Genomic DNA, 13160 nt, shown 5'->3' on the forward strand with positions numbered 1-13160 from the left:
AAGAGTTAGATGTTCGGATGCGGCAGTTCTGTATAAGAGACTGAGACACACACGACACACACGACACACGAGAAAAAATGTCCTGGAACAGCAAAGTCATCTGGTCGGAGGGAATGTTCCTGCAGCCGCAGCATCTGCAGCAGCACGACCGCTATCTGCAGACCCAGCTGGAAACGCGGGCGGCGGGCTTGCGTCCGTATAGCTGGGGACTGACGGCGCTGGAGATCGACGAGCAGTTGCTCAAGCTCGGCAAGGTCGCGCTGCTGTCGTGCGCGGGCGTGATGCCCGACGGCACGCCCTTCAATCTGCCTGCCGACGACGATCTGCCCGAACCGCTCGATATCCCCGAAGGCACCCGCAGCACGCTGGTGGCGCTGGCGTTGCCGGTGCGGCGTCCCGGCATTGCCGAAACGGGCAACGAAGCGAGCGAAGAAAACTTCGCGCGGCATCGCGTGACGGAACTGGAAGTCAACGACAGCAACGACCCGAACGTCGCGCCCGCGCTGATGCAGATCGGCAAGCTGCGTGTGCGCCTCGCGCTCGAAACGGATGTCGCGAATGCGTATGCCGTGCAGGGCATCGCGCGCGTGGTCGAGCGGCTGCCCGACAACCGCGTCGTGCTCGAAAACGACTACAGCCCGCCGTGTCTCGACTATCGCGTGGGGCGACGTCTGGCCGCATTCGTCGACGATCTGGTCGGCCTGCTGCACCAACGCGGCGAAGCGCTGGCTGCGCGTCTTGCGCAGCCTGGCGTGACGGGCGTCGCCGAAGTCTCCGACTTCCTGCTGCTGCAAATCATCAACCGGCACGAGCCGCTCGCCGCGCATCTGTCGACGATGACAGGCCTGCATCCCGAAGCGCTGTTCCAGATCGCGGTGCAACTGGCAGGCGAACTCGCGACCTTCAGTCAGCCGGGCAAACGGCCGCAGGCGTATCCCGTGTACCGGCACGACCGGCTGCGCGAAACCTTTGCACCCGTGATCGACGATCTGCGCGCGTCGCTCAGCATGGTGATGGACCCGCACGCCGTGCCGATTCCTCTCGAAGAACGCAAGTTCGGCCTGCGTGTGGCCCTCGTCCCGGACAAGAACCTGTTCGCCTCGGCGACCTTCGTGCTGGCCGTGCGCGCGCAGATGCCCGCCGAGCACATCCTGACGGGCTTCGCGCCGCAGGTGAAGATTGGGCCGATCGAGCGCATCCGCGATCTCGTGAACCTGCAGTTGCCCGGCATCGGACTGCGCGCGCTGCCTGTCGCGCCACGCCAGTTGCCGTTTCATGCGGGCTTCACGTATTTCGAGCTCGATCGCGGCAACGATTTGTGGAAGCAGTTCGCGACCTCGGCGGGCATGGCGCTGCATGTCGCGGGCGACTTTCCAGGGCTGGCGATGGAGTTTTGGGCCATCCGCCGCTGACGCATTGATCGAGGACACTCATCGTGACTCCAGATGAACCACGCGGTCCGCTCGACGATCCTGGCGCGACGATCCTGATTCCGACGCCGGGTGGCGCGCGTGCCGCCTTCGTGGCAGCCGCGGCCACTGCTGTGCCTATCGCGACGCAGACGGGCGGCCTCAACCCGCTGCTGCGCGCGGCCAATCCATTGCTCGAACTGGCCGTGCCGCTGCGCCAGCTGCCGACGCATCCGAATGTCGAGGAGTTGCGCACGCAGCTGATCCAGATGATGCGCACGTTCGAAACGCAAGGGCGCGCGAACGGTATCGACGACGAAAAGCTCGGTGCGTCGCGCTATTGCCTGTGCACCTTCCTCGATGAAGCGATTGCGAGCACGCCGTGGGGCGCGGGCATGTGGGCGAGCCGCAGTCTGCTGGTGACATTCCATAACGAGGCATCGGGCGGCGAGCGCTTCTTTCTGATCCTGCAGCGGCTCGCGCAGAACCCCGCTGGCAATATCGCCGTGCTCGAACTGATCTATGTGATTCTCGGTCTGGGATTCGAAGGCCGCTATCGACTGATCGACGGAGGCCGCACGCAACTGGACACGATCCGCGAGCGGCTCGAAACGATGATCCGTTCGCAACGTGGTGCCGCCGAACGCGATCTGTCGGTGCACTGGCTGCCCGTCAAGACCGAGCGCAAGCCGCTGCTGCAACTGGTGCCGCTGTGGGTCGCCGCTGCGATTGCCTGCGTGGTGCTGGTCGGCGTGCATCTGGTGCTGAGCCTGCGGCTGAACGACGAATCCGATCGCGTGTTCGCCGCGCTGCATGGCGTGCGCGTCGCGCCGCAGCCGGTCGCTGCGAAGAAAGCCCCGCCGCCGCCTGCGCTTGCGCCGAAGCTGTCGCAATTCCTTGCACCGGAGATCGCGCAGGGGCTGGTGACGGTCGCCGAACTGCCGGAGCGCACTGTCGTCGAGATCAAGGGCGACGGGCTGTTCGCAGCGGGCAGCGCGGAACTCGAATCGACCTATATCCCGCTGATCCAGCGGATCGCCGATGCGCTCAAGGGCGTACCCGGCAATGTCGTGGTTGCGGGGCATACGGACAACCAGCGGCTGCTGTCGGCGCGGTTTCCGTCGAACTGGCATCTGTCGCAGGCACGCGCCGATGTCGTGAGGGACATGCTTGCCGCGCGTGCCGGCTCGCCCGGACGTTTCGAAGCCGAAGGCCGTGGCGACACCGAACCGATCGCGCCCAACGATACGCCCGCGAACCGCGCGAAGAATCGCCGCGTCGACATCACCATTCTTGCGCCTGGGGCGGCATCGTGAAGCCGCTCGCCCTGTGTAAGCCGCACCTTGAAGGTGGCCGCTCATGAAACTGCTTGGCTGGCTCAGACGCCCCATCGTCCTGTCGTTTCTCGGCGTGCTGGCACTGGCGCTGATCGTGTGGATAGAGGGGCCGCTGCTCGCGTTCGCGGGCAAGGCGCCGCTCGAAAGCACGACGAGCCGCTGGATCGTGATTATCCTGCTGTTCGCGCTGTGGGCGCTCTACTGGTTCGTGCGCTGGCTGATCGTGCGGCTTGCGAATGTGAAGTTCACGCGTACGGTCGCCGAGGAAGCGCCGCAACCGGGCAAGAAGGAATCGGAAGCGGATGTCGCCGCGCTCAAGCAACGCTTCGACGAGGCGATGACGATTCTGCGCAAGGCGCGCGTCAAGGGGCGCTTCGGCAGCCAGTACGTGTACCAGTTGCCGTGGTACATGTTCGTCGGCGCGCCCGGCACGGGCAAGACCACGGCGCTGCTGCATTCGGGCCTGAAGTTTCCGCTCGCGGACAAGCTCGGCAAGCAGGCGGTGGGTGGCGTCGGCGGCACGCGCAACTGCGACTGGTGGTTCACCGACGACGCCGTGCTGCTCGACACGGCAGGCCGCTTCACCACGCAGGACAGCTTCGCCGAAGCGGATCAGGCGGCATGGGGCGGCTTCCTGCAGCTGCTGCGCAAGTACCGGCCACGCAGGCCGCTGAACGGCGTGATCGTCGCGCTGTCGGTGCAGGATCTGCTGCAACTCTCCGATACCCAGCGCGCCGTGCAGGCAGGCGCCGTGCGCGAACGGCTCAAGGAGTTGTACACGCGTCTGGGGATGCGCTTTCCCGTCTATGTCGTCGTGACGAAGTGCGATCTGCTCGCGGGCTTCGCGGAATTCTTCGACGACCTCGGCCGCGACGAGCGCGAACAGGTGTGGGGCGTGACGTTTCCATATGTCGCGCAGGGCGGCCCCGACGATGCGCTGGCGTCGTTTCCCGGCGAGTTCTCCGCGCTCGAAAAGCAGTTGCAGGCGCGCGTGCTGCATCGGATGCAACAGGAGACGGACACGCGCCGCCGCGCACTCGTGTACGGTTTCCCGCAGCAGTTCGCCGGTCTGGAGAACATGTTGACGGCGTTCCTGCAGGAAACGTTCAGCACGTCGCGCTTCGATGAAGCCGCGTTGTTGCGCGGCGTCTATTTCACGAGCGGCACGCAGGAAGGCCGGCCTATCGATCGCGTGATGAGCGCGGTGGCGGCGGCACTCGGCTTGCAGCGTCAGGTCGTGCTGCCGGACCCGGCCAGCGGTCGTGCGTACTTCATCACGCGGCTGCTGCGCGATGTGATTTTTCAGGAAGCCGGACTGGCAGGGACCAATCCGAAACTCGAACTGCGCCGCACCTGGCTGCAGCGCATCGCGATGGCGTTGATCGGCATTGCCGTCGTGGTGGCGCTGGTGCTGTTCTTCATCAGCTATCAGCGTAATCGCGCGTATATCGCCGATGTGGAACAGCATGTGACCGCGCTGCAGAAGCTCGCGCAGAACACGCGCGGCAGCGACGATCCGCTGACGCTGTTGCCCTTGCTCAACGCCGCGCGCGATCTGCCCGGCGGTTACGCGGACCGCAACAGGAGCGTGCCGTGGCTGTCGCGGCTCGGGCTGTATCAGGGCGATAAGCTCGGGCTCGAAGCGCAGGCGAGCTACCGGCGCTTGCTGAAGCAGACCTTGCTGCCGCTTGTCGTGCGCAGAATGGAAGACGAGTTGCGACGCGGCGACGCGAACAATCCCGACTTCCAGTACGAAGTGCTGCGCGCGTATCTGATGCTCGGCGATCAGGCGCATTTCGATGCCGATTCCGTGCGGCTGTGGGCCGATATCGACTGGCGTCGCGGGCCGTTGCATGACGCGAGCGACGATCAGCGCAATGACATCGATGGCCATCTCGCCGCGCTGTTCCAGCCGTCGCAGTTCGACGCATCGCTGCCGCTCGACAAGGACCTGATCGCGCAGGCGCGCACGACGCTCGAGAAGATGCCGCTTGCGCAGCGCATGTTCAACCGCGTCGCGCGCGATCTCGAACAGGCGAAGCTGCCGCCCTTTACCGTGGCAGCGGCAGCCGGCCGTAACGCAGCGCTCGTGCTGGTGCGCAAGAGCGGCGCGCCGCTGACGCGCGGTATCTCGGGCGCCTATACGCGGGCGGGTTATCAGAAGTTCGGCCAGTTGCGTGACGAGGCCGTGATCGACGTCGCGCGCGACAACTGGGTGCTCGGCCGCGAGGAATCAGTACTGACGCCGAACGGCATCGACGATCTGAAGTCGGCGATGACGCAGCTCTATTACGACGAGTACATCAAACAGTGGGACGCGCTGCTGGCCGATATCGCCGTCGTGCCGTTCGATGGCGTCGACAAGGGTGCGCGCGTGGCGAATCTGCTCGCCGCGCCCGATTCGCCGTTGAAGTCGTTCATGCTCGCAGCTTCGCAGGAAACCACGCTCGGCGCGGTGAAGACGGGCGGCTCGCTGGCAGAGCAGGGCGTCGGCGCATTGAGCAACAAGCTCGATGCCGTGAAGAAGCGGCTCGAAAGCGCGCTCGGCAATCAGCCTGACGATGCGGCGCCGCCGCCCGCGCAGGTCAATCCCGTCGATGCGCATTTCCAGGCGCTGCACGATCTTGCGGGCAAGCCCGGCGCGCCAGGGCCGGTGCCGCTCGATACGCAGCTCGCCGCGCTCAAGGATGCAGCAGCGTATCTCGAAGCGTCCGATGCCGCGCGCAAGCAGGGACTGCCCGCGCCACCGGGCGACGCACTGAACAAGTTGAAGCTCGTGGCGCAAAGTGCGCCCGCGCCGCTTTCCGCTGTCGCCGACGACATTGCGAACGGCGGCGCGATGCTGATGGTGGGCGGCGAACGCGCGCGTCTGAATGCGTTGTGGCAGGCCAATGTCGCGCAGCTTTGCCGGCAGGCGCTCGATGGCCGTTATCCGTTGGTGCGCAATTCCACCCGCGATGCCGCGCCCGACGACTTCGGACGGTTACTCGCGCCCGGTGGCCTGATCGACGATTTTTTCCAGAAGAACCTCGCCACGCTGGTCGATATGTCGGGACCGCAATGGCGCTGGCGCCAGGGCGCCGATTCGCTCGGCATTCCCGCCGACGTACTGGTGCAGTTCCAGCGCGCCGCGCAGATTCGCGACGCATTTTTCCGTGCGGGCGGGCGCGATGTGTCGGTGCGCTTCACGCTGAAGGTGCTCGACATCGATCCCGCCATCGAGCACGCCACGATCGATATCGACGGTCAGCAATTCGTGGCCGCTCATACGGATCAGTCGATGGTGTTCCAGTGGCCGAGCGGCAAAGGCACCGGGCAGGCGCGCGTCGATATCGAGCCGTCGGGCGACTCTGCGCGGGCGGACGGGCCGTGGGCGCCGTTGCATCTGATGGACAACGCGCGGTTGCAGCCGACCTCGCAGGCAGCCCGCTTCAAGGCGACCTTCGAATCGGATGGACATCAGCTCGTGCTGCAACTCGATGCCAGCAGCGTGACGAATCCGTTCCGCCGCGGCGTATTCGATCAGTTCCGTTGTCCTGACCGCTTATGAAGGGTGTCGCGACAGAAGCGCCCGGCTTTTTCGGCAAGGTGCGCACGCATGGTGACTTCGTGACGCGGCGCTTGCCGCCCGCGTTCGTCACGCCGTGGGATGCGTGCCTGCAGCAGGGCATGCTGTTCGCGCAGCGCTGGTTCGGCGCGCAGTGGCTGCCGGTGTATCTGAATGCGCCCGTGTGGTGTTTTGCGCTCGGCGCAGGGGTGTGCGGCGAGTCGGCGTGGGCGGGCGTGCTGATGCCGGGCGTCGATCGCGTGGGGCGGTATTTTCCGTTCACGCTCGCGGCGCCGCTGGCGCGCGACGTTGTCGCCGACTGGCTGGGCGGCGCGCAGGGCTGGTATGACGAGGCCATGCGCCGCGCGCTCTCGACGCTCGACCCAGGCTTCGTGCTGGAGCGCTTCGACGCTCAACTCGATAGCTGGGGACCGTTGATCGTGGCATCGGCATCATCTGTTGAGCGCGTGTGGCGCTTCCATCCGGCGGAACCGGCGCAACCGCTGCCGGCAGTGGACGAAGCGGGCGGCCTCGTTGAAACCGGAGAGACGGCGTCCTTCTCCGCCTTGCTTGCCCGCTACGCCGCGCCGCATTCAAGCGCGTGGTGGACGCAAGGTTCGGGAGCCGTGCCGGCGTCGCTGCTTGCGGGTCCAGGCTTGCCGGATGGCGAGCGCTTCGTCGGACTGCTCGACAGCACGCGCAGCGGCTGGACATCGGTCGTTGAGTTGAGGATGTGAGAACCGCTCGAAGATGCGAAGCGGGAGACAGTGCAGACATTGAATGGAGGTCGGGGTATGTCAGGCTCAATCGATTCTTTTCTGTCGGGACGCGCCGCGCGTGGGGCGTGCCTGATCGCGCTAGGTGTGCTCGCTTGCCAGGGCATCGCCCGGGCTGAAGACCCTGTCGTCAAGGAGCAGGACATCGATGAAAACTCGGTGACCAAGGCGCTCACGCCGGACGATAACGGCGACAACATCGTCACGCGCGGCTTCGTGCTGTCGAACAAGGCAGGGGCAGCGGCGAAACCGGCGGCACCTGCAAAAGCGGCCTCGCTGAATATGCTGATCACCTTCACAACCAACTCGTCGACGCTCACCGACACGGCACAGGCCGCACTCGACAAGGTCGCCCATGCGCTGCAATCGGACCGGCTCGCGGCGTATCGATTCCGCGTCGAAGGCCACGCGGACCCGCGCGGTGCTGCCGACGCGAACATGAAGCTGTCGGAAGACCGCGCGGCGGCTGTCGTCGCGTATCTGACCCAGAAGGATGGCATTGCGGCCGAGCGCTTGACGTCGGTCGGCAAGGGATCGACCGAGCCGTTGAACCGGCGCAATCCGACCGCGCCTGAAAACCGTCGCGTGACGATCGTGACGGTGACGAACTAGCCGCGAGCGCCGGGTCTGACAGCGATGAGAGCGTCTCGTCTACGCGGCATGGGTTTGACAGCGGCCTGCGCGTTGTCGCTGTCGTTGGCGGCGGCATGGCCGGGCGGCGATGCATGCGCGCAGGCAGGCGCGACGCGGCTCGACATGCAGAGCGAACCTCTCGAAGTCCGGCGCATTCCGTTCGCGCAACTCGATGCCTCGTTGCCCGCTGACGCGCGGCTCGCGCTGTTTGCCATTGCCGACCGCCCAGGACTGTACGTGCTGCATGCGCCGAGTCTCGGCGAGCAGGGCGCGATGTTTTCACGCGTCGTGGCGCTGTTCGAGCGCCGTGACATGCCGCACGACCATATCGTGACGATGGCGGCCATCGCGGCCCACGCGCGGCGCTTCGGCGCCGATCCGGCAGGACTGACGGCGGGCAACAACTTCAGTTCCGTCGAACTCGCGCATTTCTTCGACGTAGCGCGTCAGCAGCGTCTGGAATTGACCGCGGGCGAGCGCACGCTGCAGCGTGTCGTCGTGCAATCGGGGCTGATCGCCGAGCGTGACGGCGGCTGGCAGGCGCGCAGCACGCACGATTTTCTGATCACGATTCCGGGGCTGGGTCCGGCTCCCGGCGGCGAGACGATCGATGTGCCCGTGCGGGCGGCCATCCTCAGTCATGAACTGGGTCACTGGCAGTATTTTTCCAACGATGCATATGCGCACGCATGCCGCACGTTCTGGTGGCACGAACTCAGTTACGGCGAACGTGCGGAACTGACGCGGCAACTGGAAGGCATGGGCTACGATCCGAGCGACCGGATCGTGATCGACGAAACGCAGGCTTACCTGCTGCATACACCGGCGCGCTATATGCCGCTCGTCGATGTGCCCGGCCCAGGCGGCGTCAATATCGCGCTGGTACGCGGCAAACTGCAAAAGGCCGTGAGCGAGGCCAGCCGGTGACGCACGGGAGCGAACGATGATCGACTATCGGCAACGGCTGAACGGCATCCTGCCGCGCCTGTCGCGCGAGAAGGCGCCTGCATGTTTCGAGGACAAGATCGGGCCGCTGCTCGTCGGGCTATGGGCGCGCGACTATTCGCGCGGCGTGCCTGATTGCGATCTGCTCGAAACCACGGATTCGGGTTTTTCGTATCTGTTCGATGTCGAGACCGAGCGCCTCGTGGCAGCGTGGGGCGTGAGCCGCGGCAAGAACCAGGAATCGCGCGCGGTGATTGCCACGAGGATGAAAGGCCATCCTCTTGCCAACAGTGATGTGTATCACCGTGGCCATGCCATCGCGCATACGCTGGGCGGGCATACGGATATCAACCTCGTCCCGCAACTCGGCAAGATCAACTCGGGGCCGTTCCGGGCGCTCGAAAAGATGGCTGTCAGCCATCCGGGGTCGCTGTATTTCACGTACTGGCGCTATGGCCGCGGCAAGAACCAGGTGCCGGTTGCCGTCGAACAGGGTTTGCTGTGTCCGGGTGACACGGTCTGCTCGTTCGAACTCGCTACGTTCGAGAACTAGCCTCACGTTGCGCAGGCGCCATGCCGTGTTCGATTTTCACGCGGTCGCCGTCGGGGGACGCGAGATAACGGAGGAACGCTTTGGCCGCTCGTTGCCGCTCCGATGTCGCGCAGATTGCCGCGGAAAAGACGGTCACGGCCTGAACCTCTGTGGGCAGCATGCCGATCACGTCGATGCCCGGCAAATGCACCAGTTCGCTCAGTTGCTGGAAGCCGAGTTCGACCTTGCCTTCGGCGACGAGACGGCCGACAGGCACGCCAGGCGGCGCCTCGACAATACGATTCGCGATGACCTCAGCCAAGCCCCACCGACGCAGCAGATCGAGGATATGTGTGCCGCTCGGGCCAGTCGAATAACCGATGGTCCGCGCGCGCAGTACGGCATCGCGCAGAGCGGACTCGGAGCCGATATCGGGGCGCGGCGCGCCATGCCTGATCGCAATGGCGATTTCCGAGCGCGCGACGTCGACGCGATCTGCAGCGACGACGTGGCCGGCTTTCGCGAGCCGGTCGAGCGCATCGGAGGCGAGCACGACGATATCGAAGCGCTCGCCTTCCTGAATGCGGCGCGCCGCTTCGACACCGCCGACCGATACGATCGACACGCGTTGTCCCGACATGGCCTCGTACGCTGCCGATAGCTGCGCGAGCACATGGCGCGTGGCCATCGACGATATGACGGTCAATGTGCCGCTCGAAGTCTCAATCGACATGCCGGTCTCTGTCAGTCGATATAACGCAGGCCAGCCTGCTTCAGCGGTTCGCGCATGTTGTACATGTCGAGTCCGAGCACGCCGGACGCCAGCTTCGCGCGCTTTTCCGCTTCCAGCGCTTCGCGGGCGCTGGCCTTGTCGAGCACGGCCGCGGCCGCTGCCGCCGGCACGGCAACCCCGCCGTCGTAATCCGCGACGCCGACATCGCCGGGCGACACGAGTGCGCCTGCGCAGATCACGGGGATGTTGACCGAACCCAGCGTCGCCTAGATCGTGCCTTTCGACGAACTCGCCTTGCTCCAGACCGGGAAACCCATGTCTTCGAGCACGCGCACATCGCGCACGCCGGCATCGATGATGAGGCCAGTCGCGCCGCGTGCCTTGAAACTGGTGGCGAGCAGATCGCCGAAGTAGCCATCGGTGCAATCCGCGGTGACGGCTGCGACCACCATATCGCCCGGTTGAATCTGTTCGGCGGCGACGTGCATCATCCAGTTGTCGCCGGGATGCAGCAACACGGTGACGGCTGTGCCGCAGGCCTGCGCGTGCGGATAGATCGGCCGCATGTACGGCTTGAGCAGACCCGAACGGCCCATGGCTTCATGAACCGTCGCGGAACCCAATTCGCCCAGCTTGCGCGCAACGCCCTGATCCGCGCGTTTGATGTTGCGATAGACAACGCCCATTTCGTACATGCTCACACTCCCTTTGCCTTGAGGGCTGCGTCCAGACGCGGATAGACGCGCCGCGCATTGCCCTCGTAAATCTTGTAGCGATCTTCCGCCGCGATGTTGGCTGCTTCGACGTAACGCTTCGTGTCGTCGTAATTGAAGCCGGTTTCAGGATCGATGCCGCGCACCGCGCCGATCATCTCGCTGGCGAACAGGATGTTGTCGACGGGAATCACGCGCGTCAGCAGATCGATGCCCGGCTGATGATAGACACAGGTGTCGAAGAAGATGGTGTTCAGCAGATGTTCCGTGAGCAAGGGTTTTTTCAGTTCCTGCGCGAGACCGCGAAAGCGTCCCCAGTGATAGGGCGCAGCACCGCCGCCGTGCGGAATCACGAAACGCAATGTCGGGAAATCGTGGAACAGGTCCGAGGTCAGGCATTGCATGAAGGCGGTTGTATCGGCATTCAGATAGTGCGCGCCTGTGGTGTGAAAGCACGCGTTGCAACTGGTGCTGACGTGGATCATCGCCGGGATGTCGTACTCGACCATCTTCTCGTAAATGGGATACCAGTAGCGGTCCGACAGCGGCGGGCTGGTCCAGTGACCGCCCGACGGGTCCGGGTTCAGGTTGATCGCGACATTGCCGTACTGTTCGACGCACTTCACCAGTTCGGGAATGCAGGTCTTCACATCGACGCCCGGACTTTGCGGCAGCATCGCAGCGGGAATGAAGCTGTCGGGGAACAACTGGCTCACCCGAAAGCACAGTTCATTGCAGATCGCCGCCCACGTGCTCGACACGTCGAAGTCGCCGATGTGATGCGCCATGAAGCTCGCGCGCGGACTGAAAATGGTGAGATCGAGTCCACGCTCGCGCATCAGCCGAAGCTGGTTGTTCTCGATCGATTCGCGCAATTCGTCATCGGTGATGTGGAGTTCCGATACGTGCGGCATCTCCGCCGGACTTTTAATGCCCGCTATCTGACGGTTGCGCCAGGCTTCGAGTGCTTTCGGCGCGGTGGTGTAGTGACCGTGAATATCGATGATCATCGTTGCTGTCTCTGTCGGTGCCGTTACTGTTTGCCCGGTGCGGACTTGTCCCATGCAAGGCTTTGGCTGCCCTTGCCGGCGACGGAATACAGCGCGCCCGGCGCATTGCGGGTCTTCTGGAATGCTTCGAGCGTTTCGCCACGCATCGCGGCGTAGATATGCAGATTCGAAATGCCCGTGACGGCACCGAGTTTTTCCAGCATGAAGAAGATCACGCCGTAATGCAGCAGCCCGCGCCAGTCGCGGCGGCGCAGCAGGTCGCGTTCCTGTTCGCTGAGTCCTGCTGCCTCGTAGCTGGCTTCTTCATCGCGCTTGAAGGCGTCGCGATGCCCAGGTTCGACCATGCGATGCAGATAGTCGTTGATGCGATACGCACGCACGGCTGTTTCAATCGAGAACGGGTAGGTGCCGTCCAGCTTCTCGACGTTCTTCAACTCGACAGCCATCTTCTGACGGTGACGTTCGACGCTGGCCTCGTTCGGCTCGCTATCTTCGCCTTCGTAAATAGCCGTGGCGATGCCCGCCATCGACGGCAGGTAGTAGCTGCGATGCTTGCAGACCACATTCGACGACAACGCGCCGCGCATCGTCAGCCACATGATCACTTCCGCGCCTTCGTAGCCGCCGAGTTCCGCATATTCGGCGAGGGTCATGTTCGCGAGTTGCTCGGGGTCGCGTTCGAACAGATCGAGGAAGCGCTGGTCCCACGGCGTGTTGTTGAAGCCGGAACGTTCGCCATGCACCTGATGCGACAGACCGCCCGTCGCAAGAATGGCGACCTTCAGATCTTCCGGATAGCTTTCGATCGCGCGACGCAGCGCCTGACCGAGCTTGTAGAAGCGCCGCGCGCTTGGCACGGGCAACTGCAGCACGCCCATCTGCAGCGGCACCAGTTTGACCGGCCACTCGGGCTTGTGCGGGCACAGCATCGACAGCGGCGAGAAGCAGCCGTGATCGAGCGCCTTGTTCTGGAAGAACGACATGTCGAATTCGTCCGCCATCAGCGACTTGCCGAGATGGGCGGCGAACTCGGGATGGCCCTTGATGGCAGGCAGATCACGCGCGCCACCGCCTTCGTCCGCGACCTGCCATTGCTCGCCGACGCCCAGCGCGAAGGCCGAATAGTGGTCGAAGAAAAACGACGTGACGTGGTCGTTGTAGATGGTCACCAGCACATCGGGACGCTTCTCGGCGATCCAGTCGGACAGCGGCGCGAAGTTCTCGAAGATGGGTGCCCAGACGGGGTCGTCGCGCTTGTTCTTGTCGAACGCGAAGCCGATGGTGGGAGTGTGCGATGCGGCGAGGCCGCCGATGATCTTGGCCATAGTCTGAAGTCCAGTGATACGCGTGGCTTCGGAAAACGGTGCATCGACGAAGCACTTATCGCAGTGAATAAGCGCATGAGATAACGGCCGGGATGGCCGTGTCAACCGCAGTTCAACCCCTGGACTTGGCCGGAGAAGGCCGCCGGGCGGGCGCTAAGCCCTGTGTGCAAGGCGCCCGGCCGGTCTGGTGAAAATTCTGG

At 64.4% G+C, this 13160-nt stretch carries 10 protein-coding genes and 1 pseudogene; 7 read left to right on the plus strand and 4 right to left on the minus strand.

Translation table 11 applies throughout. The features are described from left to right. Positions 1 to 77 precede the first annotated feature (77 nt). The 7 genes from tssK to DK391_RS06550 are packed head-to-tail and all read left to right on the plus strand — an operon-like array spanning position 78 to position 9200. The gene (gene tssK, locus DK391_RS06520; RefSeq protein ID WP_109477186.1) at positions 78 to 1412 is read left to right on the plus strand and encodes a type VI secretion system baseplate subunit TssK; all 1335 of its coding nucleotides are present in this window, start codon (positions 78 to 80) and stop codon (positions 1410 to 1412) included. A 23-nt stretch (positions 1413 to 1435) separates the two neighbouring features. Beyond that, positions 1436 to 2725 (plus strand): DotU family type VI secretion system protein, encoded by a 1290-nt coding sequence (locus tag DK391_RS06525; RefSeq protein ID WP_109477187.1) that lies wholly within the window; start codon positions 1436 to 1438, stop codon positions 2723 to 2725. Between the two features lie 43 nt (positions 2726 to 2768). Continuing rightward, positions 2769 to 6296, plus strand: coding sequence for a type VI secretion system membrane subunit TssM (tssM, locus tag DK391_RS06530; protein WP_109477188.1), 3528 nt, complete (start codon positions 2769 to 2771; stop codon positions 6294 to 6296). Then, the gene (tagF, locus tag DK391_RS06535) at positions 6293 to 7030 is read left to right on the plus strand and encodes a type VI secretion system-associated protein TagF (RefSeq protein WP_109477189.1); all 738 of its coding nucleotides are present in this window, start codon (positions 6293 to 6295) and stop codon (positions 7028 to 7030) included. Before tssM ends, tagF begins: the two co-directional genes overlap by 4 nt. Before the next feature lie 57 nt (positions 7031 to 7087). Next, positions 7088 to 7681 (plus strand): OmpA family protein, encoded by a 594-nt coding sequence (locus tag DK391_RS06540; RefSeq protein ID WP_109477190.1) that lies wholly within the window; start codon positions 7088 to 7090, stop codon positions 7679 to 7681. Positions 7682 to 7705: 24 nt separating this feature from the next. Further along, positions 7706 to 8629 carry a hypothetical protein gene (locus DK391_RS06545; protein ID WP_109477191.1) on the plus strand — a complete coding sequence of 308 codons (924 nt, stop codon included), beginning with the start codon at positions 7706 to 7708 and terminating at the stop codon, positions 8627 to 8629. A 16-nt stretch (positions 8630 to 8645) separates the two neighbouring features. After that, positions 8646 to 9200, plus strand: a complete 555-nt coding sequence (locus DK391_RS06550) for a DNA/RNA non-specific endonuclease (RefSeq protein WP_109477192.1) — start codon at positions 8646 to 8648, stop codon at positions 9198 to 9200. Here DK391_RS06550 and DK391_RS06555 read toward each other — a convergent pair. The 4 genes and pseudogenes from DK391_RS06555 to DK391_RS06570 all read right to left on the minus strand — a co-directional run bounded on the left by DK391_RS06555 (position 9184) and on the right by DK391_RS06570 (position 12960). Further along, positions 9184 to 9912, minus strand: coding sequence for a substrate-binding domain-containing protein (locus DK391_RS06555; protein WP_109477193.1), 729 nt, complete (start codon positions 9910 to 9912; stop codon positions 9184 to 9186). The genes DK391_RS06550 and DK391_RS06555 overlap by 17 nt on opposite strands. Positions 9913 to 9923: 11 nt before the next feature. Continuing rightward, positions 9924 to 10607, minus strand: a pseudogene (gene ligK / locus DK391_RS06560) (4-carboxy-4-hydroxy-2-oxoadipate aldolase/oxaloacetate decarboxylase). Positions 10608 to 10609: 2 nt separating this feature from the next. Further along, positions 10610 to 11635, minus strand: a complete 1026-nt coding sequence (locus tag DK391_RS06565) for an amidohydrolase family protein (RefSeq protein ID WP_109477194.1) — start codon at positions 11633 to 11635, stop codon at positions 10610 to 10612. A 23-nt stretch (positions 11636 to 11658) separates the two neighbouring features. Beyond that, a complete protein-coding gene (locus DK391_RS06570) occupies positions 11659 to 12960 on the minus strand; it encodes a gallate dioxygenase (protein WP_109477195.1) in 1302 nt (433 codons plus the stop codon). Between the last annotated feature and the right edge of the window lie 200 nt (positions 12961 to 13160).

The organism is Paraburkholderia sp. C35 (assembly GCF_003121405.1).
Taxonomy (GTDB): domain Bacteria; phylum Pseudomonadota; class Gammaproteobacteria; order Burkholderiales; family Burkholderiaceae; genus Paraburkholderia.

Bases quoted from the DNA above. Each gene is read 5' to 3' on its own strand.
- tagF (WP_109477189.1), top strand. From the start codon at position 6,293: ATGAAGGGTGTCGCGACAGAAGCGCCCGGCTTTTTCGGCAAGGTGCGC.
- DK391_RS06555 (WP_109477193.1), bottom strand. From the start codon at position 9,912: ATGTCGATTGAGACTTCGAGCGGCACATTGACCGTCATATCGTCGATG.
- DK391_RS06550 (WP_109477192.1), top strand. From the start codon at position 8,646: ATGATCGACTATCGGCAACGGCTGAACGGCATCCTGCCGCGCCTGTCG.
- DK391_RS06565 (WP_109477194.1), bottom strand. From the start codon at position 11,635: ATGATCATCGATATTCACGGTCACTACACCACCGCGCCGAAAGCACTC.
- DK391_RS06545 (WP_109477191.1), top strand. From the start codon at position 7,706: ATGAGAGCGTCTCGTCTACGCGGCATGGGTTTGACAGCGGCCTGCGCG.
- tssK (WP_109477186.1), top strand. From the start codon at position 78: ATGTCCTGGAACAGCAAAGTCATCTGGTCGGAGGGAATGTTCCTGCAG.
- DK391_RS06570 (WP_109477195.1), bottom strand. From the start codon at position 12,960: ATGGCCAAGATCATCGGCGGCCTCGCCGCATCGCACACTCCCACCATC.
- DK391_RS06540 (WP_109477190.1), top strand. From the start codon at position 7,088: ATGTCAGGCTCAATCGATTCTTTTCTGTCGGGACGCGCCGCGCGTGGG.
- tssM (WP_109477188.1), top strand. From the start codon at position 2,769: ATGAAACTGCTTGGCTGGCTCAGACGCCCCATCGTCCTGTCGTTTCTC.